Source organism: Arthrobacter sp. NPDC080086, from assembly GCF_040702285.1.
In genome coordinates, this window is record NZ_JBFBKP010000007.1 from 1 (window position 1) to 21,940 (window position 21,940).

Genomic DNA, 21,940 nt, shown 5'->3' on the forward strand with positions numbered 1-21,940 from the left:
CTCGGGGTTGGCGAACTTGCTGGAGATGATTTCGCCCTGCTCGGTCAGGCGGATCTGCCCGTTCACCGTGCCCGGCGGCTGCGACAGGATGGCCTGGTAGGTCGGGCCGCCGCCGCGCCCCACCGTGCCGCCGCGGCCGTGGAACAGGCGCAGGCGCACGCCCTTGCGCTCGAACAGTTCCACCAGTGCCAACTCGGCCTTGTACAGCTCCCAATTGGAGGTGAGGAAGCCGCCGTCCTTGTTGGAATCCGAATAGCCGAGCATGACTTCCTGCTCATTGCCCTGCGCGGCCAGCACGGCATCAAAGCCAGGCAGCGCGAGCAGGTCGCCCATGATCTGCGAGGCGTTGCGCAAGTCTTCGATGGTCTCGAACAGCGGGATCACCATCACGTCGAGCCCCACACCCGCCCCATTGGCGTTTGCGCGGAACATGCCGGCTTCTTTCTGCAGCAGCATCACTTCGAGCAGGTCAGACAGCGTCTCGGTGTGCGAGATGATGTAGTTGCGCACGATGCGGTTGCCGTAGCGGGCACGCACCTCGCGCGCGGCGCGGAAGATGTCGATCTCTTGCGTGGTCTGCTCGCTGTACGTGTGGAACGGCAGCGTCAGCAGGCGCGGCTGTTGCAGCTCGCGCAGCAGCAGCGTGCGCTTGTCGGCTTCGGACAGCGCCGCGTAGGCGCCTTCCACACCCGACACCTTCAGCAATTCGGCGACGGTCGCTTCATGCACATCCGACACCTGCCGCAAGTCGATCGACGACAAGTGGAAGCCGAACACATCAATCGCGCGCGCCAGCGAGGCCAGGCGTGCATCGGCCAGTGCTTCGCCATGGTGTGCCGCCAGCGAATCGATGACGATCTGGATATCGGCGCGCAACTCTTCCGCGCTCGTGTAAGCCGGAGCAGGGCCGACGGCATGGCGGCCGGCATCTTCGCCAGTCAACTCGCGGCAGGTGGCGGCCAGGCGCGCGTACACGCCGATCAGCGCGCGGCGGTACGGCTCGTCAGCGCGATGCTCGGAGTGGTCAGGCGATTGCTCGGCCAGTGCCAGCAGTTCGGCACTCACATCCACCTGCGAGGTCGACATCGACAGCTCGGCGCCCAGCGCGTGAATCTCTTCCAGATACCACGCGAGGATCACGCTCGCCTGCTTCTGTGCGGCGTCGCGCAGCGTCGTTGCCGTGACGAAGGGGTTGCCGTCGCGGTCGCCGCCGATCCACGAGCCCATCTGGAAGAAGGGCGGCAGCGGTGCCGGCTCGCCGCGTGCGCCGCGGCGCGGGAACACGGCGGCGACGTCCTCTTCCAGCTCGCGGTATAGCGCGGGAATCTCGCGCAGGAAGGTGGTCCGGTAGTACGACAGTGCGTTCTCGATCTCGTCGGCCACCATCAGGCGCGTGGTGCGCAGCATGCGCGTCTGCCACAGCTTGGTCACGTGCGCGCGCAGCAGCGTCGTGTTGCGCTCACGCTCGCGGGTGGTCAGCGGCGTGTCGCGTTCGGCCAGGAGGCGGGCGATTTCTCGCTGTGCATCGAGAATGCTCTTGCGCTGCACCTCGGTCGGGTGGGCCGTGAGCACGGGCACGATCAACGCGGCATCGAAGAAGCGACGCAGCGCCTCACCCGAGACGCCCTCATCGGCCACCGACAGCAGCGCGCGCATCATGCTGCCTGGCTGCGGCGGGGAGCCTGCCAGCGCATGCACGCGGCGGCGGCGGTTGTGATGCTGGTCTTCGGCAATGTTGGCCAGATGCGAGAAGTAGCTGAACGCGCGCACCACGGAGTTGGTCTGCTCGCGCGACAGGGCTTTCAGCAAGCGGTCGAGTTCCTGCTCGGCCTGGCGGTCGCCGTCACGGCGGAAACGCACGGCGGTCTGGCGGATCGTCTCGACGGTTTCGAAGGCGGCGCCGCCTTCCTGTTCACGCAGCACGTCGCCCAGCAAGCGGCCCAGAAAGCGGATGTCCTCCTTCAGCGGCTGATCTTTGGCGGCTGCGCTGCCCGATGAGCGGCGAGCGAGGGTGCCAAATGCGGGGCCAAGTGATGCGCCGTTGGCCTCATCCGCGCCATTCGCTTTGGCAGCCGATTTTGTGGCGGCCTTGGGCGTCTTGCTGGTGTTGGCGGGGGCGGCGGATGCCTTGCGGGCGGGGGTCGCGCGCGAGGAAGCGCGGCGCGCGGCGGGCTGCGTCATGGTGTCTCCTAGGTTGGATCGGTAAGGTGCCTGAAGGGCCCTTCTTTCTGCATCACTTCAACGTGATAGCCCGGCTGTGGCGAAAAAGCTGCGTGCTACCATTGCCGCATGTCTTCTCATGCCCGCCCGACTTCCGTCGAATCCCAGCTTGCAACGACTCCTGCAGCCCAGGCGCCGACCAAGCTGGTCATCGCCTCGCGCGAAAGCCGGCTTGCACTTTGGCAAGCCGAACACGTGCGTGCTGCATTGCAAAAATACTATCCCGCGTGCGACGTGTCCATCCTGGGAATGACCACGCGCGGCGACCAGATTCTCGACCGCTCGCTCGCCAAGGTGGGGGGCAAAGGTTTGTTCGTGAAGGAACTGGAAGTTGCGCTGGCCGAAGGGCGGGCCGATCTGGCCGTCCATTCGCTCAAGGACGTGCCGATGGAGCTGCCCGAAGGTTTCGCGCTGGCAGCCCTGCTGGAGCGCGAGGACCCGCGCGATGCGTTCGTGTCCAACGACTACGCTGATCTGGCGTCGTTGCCGGCGGGCGCGGTGGTCGGTACCTCCAGCCTGCGCCGCGAGGCCTCGCTGCGTGCACGCTTTCCGCATCTGGTCATTCAGCCGTTGCGCGGCAACTTGGATACGCGCCTCGGCAAGCTGGATCGCGGTGACTACGCGGCCATCATCCTCGCTGCTGCGGGGCTCAAGCGCTTGGGGCTGACCCATCGCATCCGCTCGACCATTGCACCGGAAGAGTCGCTGCCGGCAGCCGGGCAGGGCGCGCTGGGTATCGAGATCCGCGCCGACCGTGCTGATGTACAGGCTGCGCTCGCGCCGCTGCATGACACACGGACCGCGCTGGCCGTGACGGCAGAACGCGCTGTCTCGCGCATGTTGGGCGGCTCGTGCCAAGTGCCGCTGGCAGCGTTCGCGCAATGGTCGGATGCGGGTACGTTGCGCCTGCGCGCGTTTGTGGCCTCGCAAGACGGCACGCGCAAGCTGGCTGCAGACGGTGAAGCCGTGCCCACTACGCTGGCCGAAGCCGACGCACTGGGCGCACGCGTCGCCCAACAGATGCTGGACGGCGGCGCGCGAGACATTCTCGCCATGCTCGTCGCCGACACCCCGCCCGCAACCTGATTTCAACGGCACGCCATGGACGATCGCTTGCCACCCTCATCCAGCGCGCCCTCCGCCGCTAAACCAGCCGACCCACCTGTGGTGGTGGTGACGCGCCCGCGCGCGCAGGCACCTATGCTGGTCGCTGCGTTGGAGCGTCACAGGCTGCGGACGCACCAGTTTCCGCTGCTCGACATCGCGCCGACGCCGAATCTCGAGGATCTGCGCGCCGCGCTAAGCGACCCGTCGCGCTATGCGCTGGTCGTGTTTGTCAGCCCCAATGCCGTGCAGCAGGCGTTTGCCGCCATGCCGGAAGGGTTCCGCTGGCCGCAGGAAGTGCCGGTGGCCGTGGTGGGCCCCGCCAGCGCGCAGGCCCTCGCCACCCACGGCGTTGCGCCGCCCGCGCATCGCGTGATTCGGCCCGACACGCATGCCGACGACGCGCGGCAGGATTCCGAAGCGCTGTATGCCCAACTCGACGTGGCATCGCTGCGTGGCCGCGAGGCGCTCATCGTGCGCGGCAACGGCGGTCGCGAATGGCTGGCTGATCAACTGCGCGAGGCCGGTGTCTCGGTGCGCGCGGTGGAGGCCTATCGCCGTAGCGTGCCTGTGCCCGACGCGGCTGCGTGGAACGCGCTGCGGGCCGTACTGGCCGGCCGCCATGCGTGGACGCTGACCAGCTCCGAGGCCGTCCGCAATCTCGATGACCTGGCGCGCGCCAATCTGTCGCCCGCTGATCTTGAAACCCTGCACGGCGCGCCTTGCTTTGCATCGCACGCACGCATCGTTGAGCAAGCCCAGTCGCTGGGCTTTCGCGATGTCACCCTCACGGGCGCCGGTGATGACCGTCTGCTCGCCAGCGTGCTCGCATGGGCGGGGCCGGTGCCGATGCCGTCCGCAGCACCGGCGCCTGTTGAATCGAATCCTCCTCTTTCTTCTTCCACTGTGACGCAGACTCCTGTTCCCTCGTCCGCTCCCGCGCCGACGCCCCAGGCCGCCACGCCGAGCCCGGCACCGACCCCCACGCCTGCATCTGCAGCTGCACCCGCTGCCTTTGCCCCCAGCATGACCGTCAACCACGCGCCGCGTCGTGGCGGCTGGTTGATCTGGACGGTGCTGGTCGTGGTGGTGGCCGCCGTGGCTGCGTTGCAGGTGCGCAATGAACGCCTAGCGCGCGACATCCGCCAGCGCGCGCAGCAGAACGAAGCTCTGGCGCAGGAAATGCGCGTGCTGTCGCGTGCGGACCAGGATGCCGTCGCCCAGTTGCAGCAAAAATTTGGCGCGCTGGAAGCCCGCACCACGGAAACCCGCGATCGTCAGTCCGCGCTCGAACAGGCCAGCCAAGACTTGCTGCGCAATCGCGACGACTGGCAGCGTGCGGAAATCGAACATTCGCTGGAAGTGGCCGCCGACCAGTTGCAGTTGACCGGCAATGTGGCCGGTGCGCTGGCTGCGCTGCAGACCATTGATGCGCGTCTGGCCACCATCGACAAGCCGCAGTTCGTCGCCATCCGTCGTGCTGTGGCGCGCGACATTGCCAAGCTCAAGGCGATGCCGTCGATTGACCTGTCGAGCGCCGCCGGGCGCTTGGATGACGCCATCAGCACGGTCGATACGCTGCCGCTGGTTTCCGCTGCGCAGCCGCTGGAGGCCGAGCAGGCCGCACAGGCGCCGCATGCTGCCTCAGCAAAACCTGCCAAGAATGCCAAGGCCCACGCAGCACCGGCTTCGGCGTCGGCCGCATCGTCAGCGGAGGCTGGCACGGGGTGGTCTGCTGGCGTGCGCGCCTGGTGGGGGCGGCTGTGGGACGACGTACGCGGCGAACTGAGCCAGATCGTGCAGGTGCGCCGCGTTGATCAGACCGAGGCGCTGCTGTTGTCGTCCGATCAGGCGTGGTTCCTGCGCGAGAACCTCAAGCTGCGTCTGATGAATGCGCGCTTGGCACTGCTCTCGCGCAACGATGCGGTGTTCCGCGCAGACCTGGGGCGTGCCGACACGCTGCTTGCGCGCTACTTCGACGTGCAATCGCCGCGCGTGACCACGGTGCAGACGCAACTGGCGCAAGTGCGCTCGGCGGTTGGCACGCTGCAGGTGCCGACGCTGGTCGATAGCCTCGCGGCCGCTCGCGGCCAGCGCGGTTCGGATAGTGGGGAGTGAGCATGCGCTGGGTATTCTGGGTCGCGCTGCTGTTTGCTGCCGCTGTCGGGCTGGCATTGTTTACGGAACTCAACCTGAGCAACGTTGTGTTGTTCTACCCGCCGTACCGGGTGGAGATGTCGCTCAATTTCGTGCTGGCCGTGCTGTTGGCGACGTTCGTGGCGCTGCATCTGGTGATGCGCTTGTTCCACCACGTGGCGGGCATGCCGGCGCGTGCGGCAGCGTATCGGGAGCGTAATCGCATCCTGAAGGCCTCGGCTGCGCTGCGTGAGGCGATGGAGAGTCTGTTCGCGGGCCGCTTCGGCCGCGCCGAGCGCCTCGCGCGCGAAGCGCAGGCGTGGGACGCGCAGCGCGAAACTGCCGCTCTGATCGGCGCCCGCGCTGCGCACCGCATGCAGGAAACCGATCGCCGCGACGCGTGGATGGCCGAGGTCAACTCGCCCGACCGCGAGCAAGCGAAGCTCGTGTCGATGGCAGAATTGCTGGTGGATGCACGCGATGCCGAAGGCGCGCTGGAGAAGATCGCGCAACTGCAATCGCAAGGGGCGCGCCAGATCCAGGCGCAGCGTATTGCCCTGCGCGCGCACCAGCATCTGAAGAACTGGAGCGAGGTGCTGCGCCTGACGCGCGCGCTGGAAAAGCGCAACGCCATTCACGCCGTGCTGGCTGCGCGCCTCAAACAGATGGCCTGCGAGACGCTGCTGACGGAGCGCCGCCACGACGCCGATGCGCTCAACAGCTTCTGGCGCGAGCTGACCACCGAAGAACGCCGCTCGCCGCGTATTGCTTCGCAGGCCGCGCTGTATTTCGCGCAGCTCGGTCGCACGGACGACGCCAAGCGCATCGTCGAAGATGGCCTGAAAGCGCATTGGGACGGCCGCCTGATCCGTCGCTATGCCGATTGCGCCGTGCCCGGCAAGGCGTTGCCGCTCATTCAACAGGCCGAGAAATGGTTGGCGCAGCATCCGGTGGATGCCGACCTGTTCTACACGCTGGGCATGTTGTGCTTCAAGGAGCAACTCTGGGGTAAGGCGCAGTCGAGCCTGGAGTCGGCGTTGAAGTATGCCGACGCCGATCACCACGGCAACCTGCGTGCGCATGCGCATTTGGCGCTGGCGCAGATGTACGAGCAGACCGAACGCCCAGAAGAGGCGCAGCGACATTACCGGCAGAGCGCGTTGCTTGCCGTCAAATGAAACAAGGCCGGGGGAACCCGGCCGTGTTCGTTGGGGGAGCTGGCTGGCTACTTGTTCACCATGCGCGCCGGCACTGACAGTGTCAGAATCGCCCCCAGCACCATCGACGCGGCCAGCATGTACATGCCCGAGTCCGTACTCTTGGTCGCATCCTTGAGCCAGCCCACGGCGTAGGGGCTCAGGAAGCCCGCCAGATTGCCCAGCGAGTTGATGAGCGCAATGCCGGCGGCCGCGCCCGTGCCCGCCAGGAAGGCGGTCGGCAGGCTCCAGAATAGCGGCAGCGTGGTCAGGATGCCCATGGTGCCGAGCGTGAGTGCGGCCATCGCCAGCGTGGTGTTGGTGTGCCACACGGCCGACAGGATCAGCCCGATGGCGCCGGCCACGGCAGGAATGGCGATATGCCAGCGGCGCTCGCGCAGACGGTCGGCACTGCGGGCCACCAGCACCATGGCGACGACCGCCGCACCATACGGAATCGCCGTCAGCAGGCCCACGGCAAACGGATCGGCCACGCCGGTCTGCTTGATCAACGTCGGCAGCCAGAAGCTCACGCCGTACAAGCCCATCACAAAGGTGAAGTAGATCAGGCTCATCAGCCACACGCGCGGGCTCGCCATGACGGTGCGGATGGGCGGATCTTCCTTCTCGGCGTCTTCGGCGGCGATGTTGCGCGTGAGCAAGGCCTTTTCTTCGTCGGTCAGCCACTTGGCGTGGCTGATGCGGTCATCCAGATAGGCCAGCACGACGAGGCCAACGATGACCGACGGAATGCCCTCGATCAGGAACATCCACTGCCAGCCGGCCAAGCCGTAGACACCGGCAAATGCCTTCATCGCCCAGCCCGAGATCGGGCCGCCGATCACGCCCGATAGCGCAATCGCGGTCATGAAGAACGTGGTGGTGCGCCCGCGTCGCGCCGCTGGATACCAATACGTGAGGTACAGGATGATGCCCGGGAAGAAGCCGGCCTCGGCCAACCCCAGCAGGAAGCGCATCACGTAGAACATGGCCGGCGTAGTCACGAACATCATGGCGGCCGAGATGAGGCCCCACGAGATCATGATCCGCGCGATCCAGATGCGCGCCCCCACGCGATGCAGGATCACGTTGCTCGGCACTTCAAAGAGGAAGTAGCCGATGAAGAAGATGCCCGCGCCCAGCCCGTAGATGGTCTCGCTGAACTTCAGATCGTTGAGCATCTGCAGCTTGGCAAAGCCAACGTTCACGCGGTCCAGATACGCAACCACGTAGCACAGCAGCAGGAAGGGAATCAGGCGCCAACTCACCTTACGGTAGGTGGCTTCTTCAAACGCACTGGCGGATTGGGGCAGGGTGCCTGCGCCGCTGGCCGGTGGAGTGGGTGAGGTGGGTGGGGTCGTTGTGGCCATCGGGTCTCCAGCGTTGTTATGAGTTCAGGCCGAGTACGACTCGTTACCTACCTCGGCCCGGAAAACCGCCACCGCATTCTGCGCCTTCTCGCGCAGCCCCGCCAAGCCGCCCAAAGGCAGGGTTTATACGCAGCGTCCGCCGTCGACTTCCAGGCACGTGCCGGTGATGAATTCGGCCTCGTCGGAGGCCAGATACAGGCACGCGTTGGCCACATCCTGCGGCGTGGAGAGCCGCCCCATCGGAATCGTCGCCAGAAAGCGCGCGCGGTTCTCGGGCGTATCGGGCATGCCCATGAACTGCTCGATGAGGCCGGTGGCGCCCATCACGGGGTTCACGCAGTTCACGCGGATCTTGTCTGGGCCGAGCTCCGCCGCCATCGCTTTGCTGGCTGTGATGACGGCGCCCTTGCTGGCGTTGTACCAAACCAGCCCCGGCCGCGGCCGGATGCCCGCGGTGGACGCCACGTTGACGAACACGCCACCACCGCGTGCTCGGAAGTGCGGCACCATGTGGCGCGCCGTCCAGTAGATGCTTTTCACGTTGACCGCTATCACGCGGTCGAACTCGTCTTCGGTGATCTCCAGGATCGGCTTGTTCTTGTGCGTGGTGCCGGCATTGTTCACGACGATGTGCAGGTCGCCATAGCGCTCAAGCGTGGCGCCCAGCAGCGCGGCCACGGAGTCGCCCTTGGACACATCCGCCTGCACACAATGCGCGTCGCCGCCCGTGATGCGGATGGCGTTGGCCACGCGCTCGCCGGCCTCGGCGTTCAGATCATTGACGATGACGCGCGCGCCTTCACGGGCGAAGGTGTGGGCGATGCCCTCGCCGAACCCCGAACCCGCGCCGGTGACGATGGCGATCTTGCCGGCAAGCCGCATGGTGTCTCCCTATCTGATTACCTACTGGTGAGGTAGTTGATGCTGTTGGTGCATCCCTTGTTTTACCCCCTGCCGGGGCTGACTCAGTTTCTTTGTCTTGCCAAAGAAAGTCAGCAAAGAAAGGCGCGCCATCTAGGGCAGGGTACGGCCAAACCGTCTGGGCGCGTGTTGGCGGTGGTGGGTTTATCCGTGGCGGATGGCGATGGTCTTCAAGGTGGTGAAGCCGTACAGCGCTTCAAAACCTTTCTCGCGCCCATGGCCCGAGTGGCCTGTGCCGCCAAACGGCAACTCCACACCGCCGCCCGCCCCGTAGTTGTTGATGAAGACCTGGCCCGCCTTCAGCTTGCGTGCCAAACGCATTTGTCGGGCGCCATCGCGCGTCCAGACACCGGCGACCAGACCGTACGGCGTGCCGTTGGCCAGCGTGAGTGCCTCGGCTTCGGTGTCGAACGGCATGGCGGCCAGCAGGGGGCCGAAGACTTCTTCCTGCGCCAGACGGTGTGTGTGCGGTACGTCGCGCAGCAGCATCGGCGCCTGGTAATAGCCGGTCTCGGGTGCATCCGGTACGACCATGCCCTGCGCCATGACCGGGATATTGGCGTGCTGCGCATCCGAGACGAAATCCCACACGCGCTGCTGTTGCTTGGGGTTGATGAGCGGGCCGCAGTCCAGATCCAGCGACGACGGGCCCACCTTGATGGCCTCGAACACCGTGGCGAGCCGGTCCAGCACGGTTTCATACACGCCGCGCTCGATCAGCACGCGGCTGCCGGCGGAACACGTCTGCCCGGCGTTCTGGATGATGCCGTTGACCACGGCGGGAATCGCCGCTTCGAGGTCCGCATCGGCAAACAGGATCTGCGGCGATTTTCCGCCCAGCTCGAGCGTCACCGGCAGGTGGTTCTCGGCCGCTGCCCGCGCGATGGCCTTGCCGGTTTCGGGCGACCCTGTAAACGACACATGGTTGACGCCCGGATGCGCCGCCAGCGCCGCACCCGCCTCGTGGCCGTAGCCGGTCACCACATTAAGCGCGCCATCGGGCAACCCGGCTTCCGCAGCCAGTTCGGCCACGCGCAGGATCGACAGGCAAGCGTCTTCCGCAGGCTTGACCACGCACGCGTTGCCGGCCGCCAGGGCAGCACCCACGCTGCGCCCGAAGATCTGCATCGGGTAGTTCCACGGGATGATGTGGGCCGTCACGCCATGCGGCTCGCGGAGCGTGAGCACGGTGGTATCCGCCGGATAGGGGATGGTTTGGCCGTGCAGCTTGTCCGCCGCGCCAGCGTAGAACTCGAAGTAGCGGGCAACGGCGCGGGCATCCGCGCGGGCTTGGCGCATGGGTTTGCCGGTGTCGCGGGCTTCGAGGCGGGCCAGTTCTTCTTCGTGATCGGCCAGGCGCAGAGCCACGCGCATGAGCAGCCGGCCGCGCTCGGCGGGGGGCAACTGGCCCCACACCCCGTCAAATGCGCGGCGCGCAGCGTGCACGGCCACGTTGATGTCGGTGGCGTTGCCGCGGGCGATTTCGGCAAAGGGCTGGCCGTCAGACGGGTCGAACACCTTGATGCGCATGCCCGAATCGGGCGACATCAAGCGGTTGGCGATGAAGTGCTGGGCATGCATGGGGGGTTCCTGCAGAAGATCGGCAACGCGTGATTTTCGCACGGGCGGGCCGGGGGTAGGGGGGAGGCTTGGCGCCAGGGGCTATAATGCCCGCCGACGGTTTTTGACCTTTTTTCAACCATTTGCGTCGCGTTTTTACGCACTTCGCGCATTCCGGAGCATTTCCATGAGCTTCAACAACGTCTCGCCGGGCAAGGACATCCCCAACGACTTCAACGTCATCATCGAGATTCCGGCGCAGAGCGATCCGGTCAAGTACGAAGCCGACAAGGAAACGGGCATGCTGCACGTGGACCGCTTCGTGGGCACCGGCATGCGCTACCCGGCCAACTACGGCTTCATCCCGCAGACGCTGTCGGGCGACGGTGACCCGGTGGACGTGCTGGTCGTCACGCCGTTCCCGCTCATTCACGGCTGCGTGGTGCGTTGCCGTGCCCTGGGCATGCTGAAGATGACGGACGAATCCGGCGTGGACGCCAAGCTCGTGGCCGTGCCGGTCAACAAGCTGAGCCCCGCCACCGCCCACATGACCGACCTGTCGGACATCGGCCAGAACCTGCTGGACCAGATCAAGCACTTCTTCGAGCACTACAAGGCGCTGGAAGCCGGCAAGTGGGTCAAGGTCGAAGGCTGGGGCGGCATCGAAGAAGCCCATAAGGAAATCGTCGACGGCGTCGCCAACTATAAGAAGTAAGCCATTTGGCGATTTTGCTGTACGGCGTGTCAGACGGATCCCGGCTTCCGGAAGGAATGCCGGGATTTTTTATTTGCGAGGCGGCCGTCACTGCCGCAGTGTGATGCCTCGCCAACCCGCATGGGATCGCCATCCCCGGCGGATCAGGCGCTAAGTATGCATTTTTTGGTGAATATTGTTATTTACGCATCATTCAACTCTGGTAATCCCGCTGTACAGAGATTTAAGAAACGCTTATTTGCCCGCCGGAAACGACGCCTCTAGACTGCCGGTCAAGTTTGACTCCCAACCTCTGTACTGCGATGTTGAACAAGACCGTTGTCGTTCCCGTGCTTTCCGCCGTGGCCATGGCCGCATTCACCGTTTGGGCGCTGCTGGTGGGCCCGCCGGATGCTGCCCATGCCGGTGAGCGCGCGGTGGCGCCGGCTGCCGTGTCCACCGATGCCAACATGACGCATTGCGTGATCGCCCAGCAAAAGCCCGTCGCGCGCTAAGCTTCGCCCCCGCGTCCGCCGTTGTGCGGACGCAGTTTTTCCCGCCTTCGCCGTTCTTCCGGCGTTAATCGGATTCCGGCCGTTGCCTGAACGGCGAGCGGTCCGTCAGTTCGTCCAGATACGCTTCCATGCCGGCCGTTTCCCTGTCGAGAAAACGCCCCACCGCATCGGCGAAGTCCGGATGCGCGAGCCAGTGCGCGGACAGCGTCGCCACTGGCTCGAAGCCGCGCGCCATCTTGTGCTCGCCCTGGGCGCCGCCTTCGAAGGTGCGGATGCCGTGCTCGATGCAGTACGACAAGGGCTGGTAATACGCCGTCTCGAAGTGCAGGCAGGGGTGGTGTTCGACCGCGCCCCAGTAGCGGCCGTACATGACGGAAGCCTCGGACCTCGCATCCACCACCAGCAGGGCACTGGCGATGTCGTTGCCGTCGCGCGAGGCGATCACCAGCAGCAGGTTCTCCGGCATCGTCTGCCCGATCTGGCGAAAGAACTCCAGATTCAGATACGGTGATGAGTGATGCTCGCGGTAAGTGGTGCGGTAGCAGCGGTGGAAGAAGCGCCAGTCGGCTTCTGTCGCGGCAGCGCCTGGCACGTGCCGGAAGGTGATACCAGCGTCGCGCACGCGGCGGCGCTCGGCGCGGATGTTCTTGCGCTTCTTCTGCTCCAGCGCGCCAAGGAAATCGTCGAAGCTGTCAAAGCCTGGGTTGCACCAGTGGAACTGCACGCCCTGCCGCAGCAGCATGCCGGCCGCACGCATCTGTTCGGCCTCGTCGGCAGTCGGGAAGAGCACGTGCAGCGACGACAATCCGCTCTGCCGCGCCACCGCCAGCAGCGTGCCGAGCAGCGCTGCCCGTGCCGCGGCATCACGTGCCAGTAGCCGTGCCCCTTGCACGGGTGTAAAGGGCACCGCAGACAGCCATTTCGGGTAGTACTCCAGCCCGTGCTGCGAATACGCGTTGGCCCACGCCCAGTCGAAGACGTACTCGCCATACGAGTGGCCCTTCACATACAGCGGCACGGCGGCGGCGAGCACCTCGTCTTCTGGGCCATCCGGGCCGTCCTCCCACAGCGTCAGGTATTGCGGGGACCAGCCGGTGTCGGGCGAGGCGCTGCCGCTCGCATGCAGGGCGTGCAGAAACTCGAGGCGCAGGAATGGCGTCGCCTCGGGCTGCAGGGCGAGCAGGGCATCCCACGCATCGCGGCCGATGTCGCGCAGATCGGTCACAAGTCGCGTGCGATAATCGGCCAATTCGTGTCGCGAAGCAGCGCGCACGTGGGGCTCGGGAACGAGAGGGCGAGAGGTCATGCGCCGATTCTAATTCCAGCCCCGGTTCGTGCGCCGTCATTCAGCGCTTGCAATCCACATTGCCCCCATGACCGTCTCTGTCGCTCTCGCTCAGATCAACTGCACCGTCGGCGATTTCGCCGGCAATGCTGCCCGCATCGCCGCCGCCGCGCGTGAGGCGCACCAGGCTGGTGCGCGCATTCTTGTTACGCCGGAACTGTCGCTCACCGGCTATCCCCCCGAAGATCTGCTGCTGCGCCCCGCGTTCATCGACGCCAGCGCGCGTGCGCTCGATGCGCTCATCGCTGAGTTGGCGGCGTTTTCTGGCCTGCATGTACTGATCGGGCACCCGCAGATCTCGCTGGAAGCGCCGGCGCCCGGCGTGCTGCCCAAGCCGACCAATAGCTGCACCGTGGCTGTCGATGGCCGCGTGGTCGGCCGCTATCACAAGCTTGAGCTGCCCAATAACGAAGTCTTCGACGAGAAGCGCTACTTCCAGCCCGGCACCGAGCCCTTCGTGTTCGAAGTGGAGGGCACGCGCTTCGGCGTCATCATCTGCGAAGACGCCTGGTACCCCACGGCTACGGCATACGCCAGGGCGGCCGGCGCGCAAGTGGTGCTGATTCCCAACGCCTCGCCGTATCACCTCGACAAGGAAGACCTGCGCGAGCAGATCATCGGCGCGCGGGTGAAGGAATCGGGCTTGCCGCATGTGTATGCGAACCTCGTCGGTGGGCAGGATGAGCTGGTGTTTGACGGCGGCTCCTTTGTGCTCGATGCGCACGGCAAGGTCGTCGTGCGGATGGGGCAGTTTGTTGAAGGCGTTGGCACCGTGCAGTTCGACGGCGCCAAGGCAGTGCCCGGCTCGATCGTGCCGGAGGCACCGCTGGAGGCGCAGGTGTACGAGGCGCTCAAGCTGGGCGTGCGCGATTACCTTGGCAAGAACGGTTTCCCCGGCGCGATCATTGGCCTGTCGGGCGGCGTGGATTCTGCGCTGGTGCTGGCGATTGCCGTCGATGCGCTGGGCGCCGATCGCGTGCGCGCCGTGATGATGCCCTCGCGCTACACGGCCGATATCTCGTGGGTGGATGCGCGCGATATGGCCGCCCGCCTGGGCGTGCAGTACGACGAAATCCCTATCGCGCCGATGTTCGACGCGTTCAGGGGCGCGCTGGCCGACGAATTCCGTAATCTGCCTGAAGACGCGACGGAAGAGAACATCCAGGCGCGCATTCGCGGCACGCTGCTGATGGCGCTGTCCAACAAGTCCGGCCGCATCGTGCTGACCACCGGCAACAAGAGCGAGATGGCGGTCGGTTACTGCACGCTGTATGGCGACATGGCGGGCGGTTTTGCCGTCATCAAGGACATCTTCAAGACGCTGGTCTACCGGCTGTGCCGCTACCGCAATACGCTGTCGGAGGTGATTCCGGAGCGCATCCTCACGCGGGCACCGTCGGCCGAGCTGCGCGAAAACCAGACCGACCAGGACAGCCTGCCCGAATACGACGCGCTCGACGCCATCGTGCAGCGCTACATGGAGCAGAACCAGCCGGTGGCCGACATCATCGCCGCCGGGTTTGCCGAGGCTGACGTTCAGAAAATCGTGCGCCTCATCAAGATCAACGAGTACAAGCGCCGCCAGGCGCCCGTGGGCATCCGCGTCACGCAGCGGGCCTTTGGGCGCGATTGGCGGTATCCGATTACGTCGCGGTTCAAGGAGTAAATCGCCGCCATGCTCGACTACTACGCCAAACGCGCCCCCGAATACGAACGCATCTATGCGAAGCCGGAGCGGCAAGGCGATTTGGCGTGGTTGAAGGCGCGGGTGCGTGATCTCACGCGTGGGGCGCGGGTACTGGACTTGGCTTGCGGCACAGGCTTCTGGACCGAAGCGATGACGGATGCGCGTAGCGTTGTCGGCGCGGATTACAACGACACCGTGCTGCGCATTGCAGACGCGAAGGGCATTGCCGGTGCGTCGTTTGTGCGGGCCGATAACAACGCGCTGCCGTTTGCACCCGATACGTTCGATGTGATGACGGCGGGCTGCTGGTGGTCGCATGTACCGCTGCAGCACCTGCGTCAGCATGTTGAAGGGCTGCACCACGTGCTCGGCCCCGGCGTGCGTGTGTTGTGGTTTGATAACCAGTATGTGCCGGGCTCCAGCACGCCGATCGCCTATCGCGACGAACATGGCAACACTTGGCAGCGTCGTCCTTTGCAGGACGGCACCGAGCACGATGTGCTGAAAAATTTTCCCGACGATCAGACCCTGCTGCAGGCGGTGGCCGGCATCGCCCAGGATGTGCGCATTAACCGGCTCCAGTATTATTGGACGCTTGAATACCTCACCAACTAGCTAGCGAGACACCCATGAAACAGATCACCGCCATCATCAAGCCCTTCAAACTGGACGAAGTGCGCGAGTCGCTCGCCGACGTGGGGGTGACCGGCCTGACCGTCACCGAGGTCAAGGGTTTCGGCCGCCAGAAGGGTCATACCGAGCTGTATCGCGGCGCCGAATACGTGGTCGACTTCCTGCCCAAGATCAAGATCGAAGTGGTGGTGGCCGACAACCAGGTTGAGCACGTCATCGACACCATCGTCAAGGCTGCCAAGACAGGCAAGATCGGCGACGGCAAGATCTTCGTGATGCCGGTGGAGCAGGTGATCCGCATCCGCACCGGCGAGAAGGACGAAGCCGCTGTTTAAGCGAGCGTTATGACCGGCGCGCCTGTGCCGGTCAGCGTCGATTCAGCGTCGATCAACGCGGCAGGGTGATGTTCCAGCGCAGCGTCACCAGCCGCCCGATCACGATCGCCAGCGTGGCGATCACCACGGCCACGCTCGGCAGCAGGTCCGTGAACGTCAGCCCGATGTAGAGGAAGCACCCGAGGAACGCGCAGGTCGCGTACGGGCGGTTGTCCCGCAGCAGCATCGGCACTTCATTGCAAACCACATCGCGCAGCAGGCCACCGAAGGCCGCTGTGATCACGCCCATCATCACCGACACGAAGATCGGCACGCCCGCATCGAGCGCCAGTTGCGTGCCCAGCACGCCAAAGAGCCCGAGGCCGATGGCATCCGTCACGATCAGCAGGCGGTCGGATACCAGTTGGCTCACCAGCCGGATCACCCAGTTGGCAAACAGGCTCATTGCGAACAGCGCGATCAGATAGTCCTGGTGCTCCACCCAATAGAACGGCCGGCGATCGAGCAGCAGGTCGCGCAAAGTGCCGCCGCCGAACGCCGTAAGGAACGCGACGATAAAGGCGCCTACGGCATCGAGCCGGCGCCGCTTGGCCTCGGCCAAGCCCGAGATGGCAAACGAGAAGACCGCAAGGATCTCCATCCAGTGCATGACCAATTGCAGGCGACCGACGTGCATGAGGTGTTCTTGTTGTTCGCGTTGGAAAACGTTATGACGTATGCGGCTGGCGCAGGAGGACCAGCACTGCGCCGGCACCACCCGCCGTGTTGCGCGGCTCGACGAAGGCGATCACTTCTTCTTTCTGCACCAGCCACGAGCGCACCTTGCCCTTGAGCACGGGCGTCTTGTCGGGGGAGCCCAGGCCCTTGCCGTGAATGACGCGCACGCAGCGGATACCGCGTTGCACCGCCCGGCGCAGAAAGGCCGCCAGTGCCTCACGTGCTTCTTCGCGGCGCAGGCCGTGCAGGTCGATCTGGTCTTGTGTGGCCCACTCGCCGCGGCGCAGCTTCTTGAGCACGTCGTCGCCGATGCCGGGGCGGCGGTAGGAGAGGGTGTCGTCGGTATCGAGCAGGTTGTCGACGTCGAATTCGTCCGACAGCGAGGCGTCCAGCACGCGCTTGTCTTCCGCGCGCGAATGCACGGGATCAGGCGCGGGCGGATTACGTGGATGCTCGACGCGTTTGTTCTGGCGCAGTGCGCTTACCTCGCCGATGCTGGCGCGGAACACGTTGGCCTCTTCGATGGCCTTGCGCTTGGCTTCTTCGGCGCGCTGGCGTTCGGCCTCACGTGCCTCGGTCTCGACCTTGAGCTGGTCGCGCAACTTGGCCAGATCGGTCAGGCTGAGTTTGGCAGAGGGAGTGGCGGCACGTTTCATGGCGAGAAGCGAATCAGGGTCGAGCGTGCGTGGATTATACGAATGCGCCGCAGGCCGAACGCTCCAACGCAAAACGGCCGATGGTTGCCCATCGGCCGCTGCCGGACCTGGGGATAGATGCGGCTTATTCCAGGCTTTCCAGGTAGCGCTGGGCGTCCAGTGCGGCCATGCAGCCCGTGCCGGCGCTGGTGATGGCCTGGCGGTAGATGTGGTCCTGCACGTCGCCGGCGGCGAACACGCCTGGGATGTTGGTGGCGGTGGCCATGCCGTCCAGGCCGCTCTTCGTGCGGATGTAGCCCGTGTCGTTCATGTCGAGCTGGCCGCGGAAGATGTCGGTGTTCGGCTTGTGGCCGATGGCGATGAACACCCCTGCCACCTTGAGCTCTTCGGTCTTGCCTTCGTTGTCGTGTGTGCCCTTCAGGCGGGCACCGGTTACGCCGGAGTCGTCACCCAGGATCTCGTCGAGCACCATGTTGGTCTTGATCTCGATCTTGCCTTTCTTCTCCTGCTCATGCAGGCGGTCGATCAGGATGGGCTCGGCGCGGAACTTGTCGCGGCGGTGGACCAGCGTGACCTTGCTGGCAATGTTGGCCAGGTACAGCGCTTCTTCCACGGCGGTATTGCCGCCGCCCACCACGGCCACTTCCTGGCCCTTGTAGAAGAAACCGTCGCAGGTGGCGCAGGCGGACACGCCGCGGCCGGCAAACTTCTCTTCCGACGGCAGGCCCAGGTACTGGGCCGAGGCGCCGGTCGAGATGATCAGCGCGTCGCAGGTGTATTCGCCCGAATCGCCCACCAGGCGGATCGGCTTTTCGTTCAGGTGCGTGGTGTGGATATGGTCGAACAGCACCTCGGTCTTGAAGCGCTCGGCGTGCTCCAGGAAGCGCTGCATCAGCTCGGGGCCTTGCAGGTGTTCCTTGTCGGCAGGCCAGTTCTCCACGTCGGTGGTAGTCATGAGCTGGCCGCCCTGGGCCAGGCCGGTGACCAGCACGGGGTTCAGGTTGGCTCGGGCAGCGTAGATGGCGGCCGTGTAACCGGCGGGGCCGGAGCCGAGAATCAGCACTTTTGCGTGTTTTGCCATGATGCGTCCGATATGTGCGCGGCGCGAGGGAGGTCGATCGCCGCCGTGCAGGGTAGGTGAGGGTAATGGGCGCCATTATAAAGTGGCCCCCCCTCGTCCGCCCGGTTGTAAATTCCAATGGCGGTGATAGGGGCGCGTTACAATCGTTGGCATCGCATTGATGCTGTCCCAAGCCGTTTGGCCCACCTGCCAAGCGGCGCACCCGTCTCCCGCATGGCTCGAGCTTCCACCACTCCGACAACCCGTACCGATCCCTCCGCACTGCCGTCCCGCATTGGGCGGCTGCTGGGGGAGGTCCGCTGGTTCCTGTTGCTGGCGGTGACCATCGCCTTCCTGATCATCCTTCTGTCATACAACCGGGCTGATCCCGGTTTCACCCACGCCAGCCAGGTCAACGAGATCCGCAACCTGGGTGGCCGCGTGGGCGCGTGGTTGGCAGATCTGCTGCTGTTCGTCTTCGGTGCCTCCGCCTACTGGTGGGCGGTGCTGCTGGTGCGCCGTGTCTGGCGCGGCTGGCGCGAGCTGATGTCGGACGAGCGCTTGCCTCGCGCTGCCATGCCGCGTGTGGACGCCAGCGTCACCTGGATCGGCTTCGCGCTCGTGCTGGCCTCCAGCATGGGCCTGGAAGCGATTCGCATGTACTCACTGCACATGAAGTTGCCGCGTGCACCCGGCGGCGTGCTGGGCGACGTGATCGGCGGGGCGATGCAGCATTCGCTGGGCTTTACCGGCGGCACGCTGGCGCTGCTGTTCACGTTCCTGGTCGGGCTGTCGCTGTTCTTCCATTTCTCGTGGTTGAACCTGGCCGAACAGATCGGCGCGGGCGTCGAGATGCTTTTCGTCGGCTTCAAGACGCGCCGCGAGAACAAGCAGGACCGCGCCATCGGCGAGGCGGCCAAGGTGGAGCGCGAAGAGGTGGTCGAAATCCGCCGCGTGCGGATCGAAGAATCGCCCCCCGTGCAGATCGTGCGCCCGACCGCCGTGGTCAAGAGCGAGCGCGTGGAGCGCGAGAAGCAGCAGCCGCTGTTCGTCGACATCCACGATTCCGACCTGCCGCCGCTGGCGTTGCTCGACCCGATCCCGCTCGTCGTGGAAACCGTGAGCGCCGAGACGCTGGAATTCACCTCGCGCCTGATCGAGAAGAAGCTCAAGGACTTCGGCGTGGAAGTGCAGGTGGTGGCGGCCTATCCGGGCCCGGTCATCACGCGCTATGAAATCGAACCGGCTACGGGCGTGAAGGGCAGCCAGATCGTCAACCTGGCGAAGGATCTTGCGCGTTCGCTGTCGCTGGTGTCCATCCGCGTGGTGGAAACGATTCCGGGCAAGAATTTCATGGGCCTGGAGCTGCCGAATCCGAAGCGTCAGGCGGTGCGCCTGTCGGAGATTCTCGGCTCGCAGGTCTACAACGAGAGCGCGTCGCAACTCACGATGGCGCTCGGCAAGGACATCGCCGGCAAGCCGGTGGTGGCGGACCTCGCCAAGATGCCGCACTGCATGGTGGCCGGTACCACGGGCTCCGGTAAGTCGGTCGGGATCAACGCGATGATCCTGTCGCTGCTGTACAAGGCCAAGGCCGATGCGGTGCGCCTGATCCTGATCGACCCGAAGATGCTGGAGTTGAGCATCTACGAAGGCATTCCGCACCTGCTGTGCCCGGTGGTGACCGACATGCGCCAGGCCGGCCACGCCCTGAACTGGGCGGTGGGCGAGATGGAGCGCCGCTACAAGCTCATGAGCAAGATGGGCGTGCGCAACCTCGCCGGCTTCAACAAGAAGATCGATGAAGCCGCCGCGCGCGAAGAGAAGATTCCCAACCCGTTCAGCCTCACGCCCGATGCGCCGGAGCCGCTCGACAAGCTGCCGATGATCGTCATCGTGATCGACGAGCTGGCTGACCTGATGATGGTGGTCGGCAAGAAGGTCGAAGAGCTGATCGCGCGGATTGCGCAGAAGGCGCGTGCCGCAGGCATTCACTTGGTGCTGGCGACGCAGCGTCCCTCGGTGGATGTGATCACCGGCTTGATCAAGGCGAACGTGCCGACGCGGATCGCATTCCAGGTCAGCAGCAAGATCGACTCGCGCACGATTCTCGACCAGCAGGGCGCCGAAGCGCTGCTGGGTATGGGTGACATGTTGTATCTGGCGCCCGGCACGGGTTTGCCGGTGCGCGTGCACGGCGCCTTTGTCTCGGATGACGAAGTCCACCGCGTGGTGGACAACCTCAAATCGCAGGGCGAGCCGAACTACATCGATGGCATTCTCGAAGGCGGCGTGGCCGATGGCGAAGGCGGCGGTGATGGCTTTGGCGGCGGCGCGGGCCTTGTCGGTGCTGGCGGCGGTGAGACTGATCCGCTGTACGACCAGGCCGTCGATGTGGTGCTCAAGAACCGACGCGCATCGATCTCGCTGGTGCAGCGTCATCTGCGCATTGGCTACAACCGTGCTGCGCGCCTGCTGGAAGACATGGAAAAGGCGGGGCTGGTGTCCGCCATGTCCGGCAACGGTAACCGCGAAATTCTGGCGCCCAACCGCAACGGCAACGTCGTCGAAGAAGAATGACGCGGTGTGGTGGTTACATCGCGTTACCGCGCGGGTGGAATGTTCCGGCGCGGCCGGCTACTAACAACAAGATCAACTGAAAACCGGGATTCCTATGTTTGTGTTGAAAGCACGTCACCTGATGGTCGCCGGACTGGTGTCGCTGGCGGCGTGGTCGACGGGTGCCTATGCGGGTGCGGTCGAACAGCTCAACGCCTTCGTGAGCAACGTCAGCACCGCACGCGGCGAGTTCGTGCAGCGCCAAGTAAAGGGTGGCACCAACGGCAACCCGCTGCGCGTGGCCGGTACGTCCAGCGGCGATTTCGTCTTCTCGCGCCCGGGGCGCTTCGTCTGGCGCTATGTGAAGCCGTATGAGCAGCAGCTCTCGGCGGACGGCCAGACGCTCTACATCTTCGACAAGGACCTGAACCAGGTGACGGAGCGCAAGCTCGATGCGTCGCTGGGCTCCAGCCCGGCTGCCATTCTGTTCGGCAGCAATGACCTGGCCAAGAACTTCACACTCAAGGAAGGCGGTACCAAGGACGGCATCGATTGGGTCGAACTCACGCCCAAGGCCAAGGACACGCAATTCGAGCGCATTGCCATCGGTTTTCGCGGTGGTGAACTGCAAGGGATGGAGCTGCGTGACGCCTTCGGGAACACGACCCTGCTGACGTTCTCGAACATCCAGAAGAATCCGCAACTGCCGGCCAACGTGTTCCGCTTCGTGCCGCCCAAGGGCGCCGACGTGATGAAGCAGTAACGCGTGCAGGCCGGCGCTCGATCAGGAGACCGACCATGCCTTTGCCGTTCACCCCATCGCTGCAACGTGCAGCCGCTGTTGCCGTTGTCGCGTCGGCGGCGGTCGTGTTTGCGGGATGCGCCTCCACGGGCGCGTCCCGTTTTGATGTCGATTCTTTCCTCACCGCGCCCGACACGGTGCTGGCCGAGGCCTTGGTCAACAAGGATTTCCTGCGTGCGACGGAGTTGTCGAGCGCCGAATGCAGCGCGTTGGTGAAGGGTCACGCAGGGCAGGTAGTGCCGATCCAGGCGCCGGCCGACCCGCGCTTGCCGGAGGTTTCGGCGCGCCAGCCGTTCGTCGTTCAGCCGCCCGCCAGCGAGAGCGTCTGGTTGCTGCTGCGTTCACCCAACGGGTCGCAGTCATGCCACGGGCCACTGCCGTCCAAGGAGTTCATGGGGCTGGTGCAGCGCGCGTCGAGTTGAGCGTGCGG

At 65.1% G+C, this 21,940-nt stretch carries 19 protein-coding genes; 11 read left to right on the forward strand and 8 right to left on the reverse strand.

Annotation, left to right across the window (positions count from 1 at the left end; all coding sequences use genetic code 11):
* Positions 1 to 2,181: phosphoenolpyruvate carboxylase (gene ppc, locus AB0305_RS04495; RefSeq protein ID WP_366171786.1), on the reverse strand; the 2,181-nt coding region annotated here is incomplete at its 3' end.
* A gap of 108 nt (positions 2,182 to 2,289) precedes the next feature.
* Here ppc and hemC point away from each other — a divergent pair.
* The 3 genes from hemC to AB0305_RS04510 are packed head-to-tail and all read left to right on the forward strand — an operon-like array spanning position 2,290 to position 6,638.
* Entirely contained in the window at positions 2,290 to 3,306 is a 1,017-nt protein-coding gene (gene hemC, locus AB0305_RS04500) for a hydroxymethylbilane synthase (protein ID WP_366171788.1), read from the forward strand.
* A gap of 15 nt (positions 3,307 to 3,321) precedes the next feature.
* Positions 3,322 to 5,442, forward strand: coding sequence for a fused uroporphyrinogen-III synthase HemD/membrane protein HemX (gene hemDX / locus AB0305_RS04505; protein WP_366171790.1), 2,121 nt, complete (start codon positions 3,322 to 3,324; stop codon positions 5,440 to 5,442).
* 2 nt (positions 5,443 to 5,444) lie between these two features.
* Positions 5,445 to 6,638, forward strand: coding sequence for a heme biosynthesis protein HemY (locus AB0305_RS04510; protein ID WP_366171792.1), 1,194 nt, complete (start codon positions 5,445 to 5,447; stop codon positions 6,636 to 6,638).
* A 47-nt stretch (positions 6,639 to 6,685) separates the two neighbouring features.
* Here the strand turns inward: AB0305_RS04510 and AB0305_RS04515 are convergent, their stop codons facing one another.
* From AB0305_RS04515 to AB0305_RS04525, 3 genes are all read right to left on the reverse strand, one after another.
* Positions 6,686 to 8,026, reverse strand: coding sequence for an MFS transporter (locus tag AB0305_RS04515; protein ID WP_366171794.1), 1,341 nt, complete (start codon positions 8,024 to 8,026; stop codon positions 6,686 to 6,688).
* A gap of 123 nt (positions 8,027 to 8,149) precedes the next feature.
* The gene (locus AB0305_RS04520) at positions 8,150 to 8,908 is read right to left on the reverse strand and encodes an SDR family oxidoreductase (protein ID WP_366171796.1); all 759 of its coding nucleotides are present in this window, start codon (positions 8,906 to 8,908) and stop codon (positions 8,150 to 8,152) included.
* A 183-nt stretch (positions 8,909 to 9,091) separates the two neighbouring features.
* Positions 9,092 to 10,528: an aldehyde dehydrogenase family protein gene (locus AB0305_RS04525; protein ID WP_366171798.1), complete on the reverse strand. Its 1,437-nt coding sequence runs from the start codon at positions 10,526 to 10,528 to the stop codon at positions 9,092 to 9,094.
* A gap of 166 nt (positions 10,529 to 10,694) precedes the next feature.
* Between AB0305_RS04525 and ppa the strand changes: the two genes are divergently transcribed.
* Entirely contained in the window at positions 10,695 to 11,222 is a 528-nt protein-coding gene (gene ppa, locus AB0305_RS04530; RefSeq protein WP_048934633.1) for an inorganic diphosphatase, read from the forward strand.
* Between the two features lie 302 nt (positions 11,223 to 11,524).
* A complete protein-coding gene (locus AB0305_RS04535; protein WP_366171800.1) occupies positions 11,525 to 11,716 on the forward strand; it encodes a hypothetical protein in 192 nt (63 codons plus the stop codon).
* 64 nt (positions 11,717 to 11,780) lie between these two features.
* Here AB0305_RS04535 and AB0305_RS04540 read toward each other — a convergent pair whose 3' ends face one another.
* Positions 11,781 to 13,022, reverse strand: a complete 1,242-nt coding sequence (locus AB0305_RS04540) for a GNAT family N-acetyltransferase (protein ID WP_366171802.1) — start codon at positions 13,020 to 13,022, stop codon at positions 11,781 to 11,783.
* A 67-nt stretch (positions 13,023 to 13,089) separates the two neighbouring features.
* Here AB0305_RS04540 and AB0305_RS04545 point away from each other — a divergent pair, with 67 nt between their 5' ends.
* From AB0305_RS04545 to glnK, 3 genes are read left to right on the forward strand one after another with little or no spacing between them, the layout of a single operon-like run.
* Entirely contained in the window at positions 13,090 to 14,727 is a 1,638-nt protein-coding gene (locus tag AB0305_RS04545; RefSeq protein ID WP_366171804.1) for an NAD+ synthase, read from the forward strand.
* A 9-nt stretch (positions 14,728 to 14,736) separates the two neighbouring features.
* A complete protein-coding gene (locus AB0305_RS04550) occupies positions 14,737 to 15,363 on the forward strand; it encodes a class I SAM-dependent methyltransferase (RefSeq protein WP_366171806.1) in 627 nt (208 codons plus the stop codon).
* 14 nt (positions 15,364 to 15,377) lie between these two features.
* Positions 15,378 to 15,716, forward strand: a complete 339-nt coding sequence (gene glnK, locus AB0305_RS04555) for a P-II family nitrogen regulator (RefSeq protein WP_039597077.1) — start codon at positions 15,378 to 15,380, stop codon at positions 15,714 to 15,716.
* A gap of 52 nt (positions 15,717 to 15,768) precedes the next feature.
* On the opposite strand, the gene AB0305_RS04560 is transcribed toward glnK, so the two are convergent.
* The 3 genes from AB0305_RS04560 to trxB all read right to left on the reverse strand — a co-directional run bounded on the left by AB0305_RS04560 (position 15,769) and on the right by trxB (position 18,170).
* On the reverse strand, positions 15,769 to 16,392 hold the full coding sequence (locus AB0305_RS04560) for a trimeric intracellular cation channel family protein (protein WP_366171809.1): 624 nt from the start codon (positions 16,390 to 16,392) through the stop codon (positions 15,769 to 15,771).
* Positions 16,393 to 16,423: 31 nt separating this feature from the next.
* Positions 16,424 to 17,089, reverse strand: a complete 666-nt coding sequence (locus AB0305_RS04565; protein WP_366171811.1) for a Smr/MutS family protein — start codon at positions 17,087 to 17,089, stop codon at positions 16,424 to 16,426.
* Positions 17,090 to 17,213: 124 nt separating this feature from the next.
* Positions 17,214 to 18,170, reverse strand: a complete 957-nt coding sequence (trxB, locus tag AB0305_RS04570; RefSeq protein ID WP_366171813.1) for a thioredoxin-disulfide reductase — start codon at positions 18,168 to 18,170, stop codon at positions 17,214 to 17,216.
* Between the two features lie 213 nt (positions 18,171 to 18,383).
* Here trxB and AB0305_RS04575 point away from each other — a divergent pair, with 213 nt between their 5' ends.
* From AB0305_RS04575 to AB0305_RS04585, 3 genes are all read left to right on the forward strand, one after another.
* The gene (locus AB0305_RS04575; RefSeq protein WP_366171815.1) at positions 18,384 to 20,729 is read left to right on the forward strand and encodes a DNA translocase FtsK 4TM domain-containing protein; all 2,346 of its coding nucleotides are present in this window, start codon (positions 18,384 to 18,386) and stop codon (positions 20,727 to 20,729) included.
* A gap of 100 nt (positions 20,730 to 20,829) precedes the next feature.
* On the forward strand, positions 20,830 to 21,471 hold the full coding sequence (lolA, locus tag AB0305_RS04580; RefSeq protein ID WP_366171817.1) for an outer membrane lipoprotein chaperone LolA: 642 nt from the start codon (positions 20,830 to 20,832) through the stop codon (positions 21,469 to 21,471).
* 35 nt (positions 21,472 to 21,506) lie between these two features.
* Complete coding sequence (locus tag AB0305_RS04585) at positions 21,507 to 21,932, forward strand: hypothetical protein (protein WP_366171819.1); 426 nt, start codon at positions 21,507 to 21,509, stop codon at positions 21,930 to 21,932.
* The last annotated feature ends 8 nt before the right edge of the window (positions 21,933 to 21,940 follow it).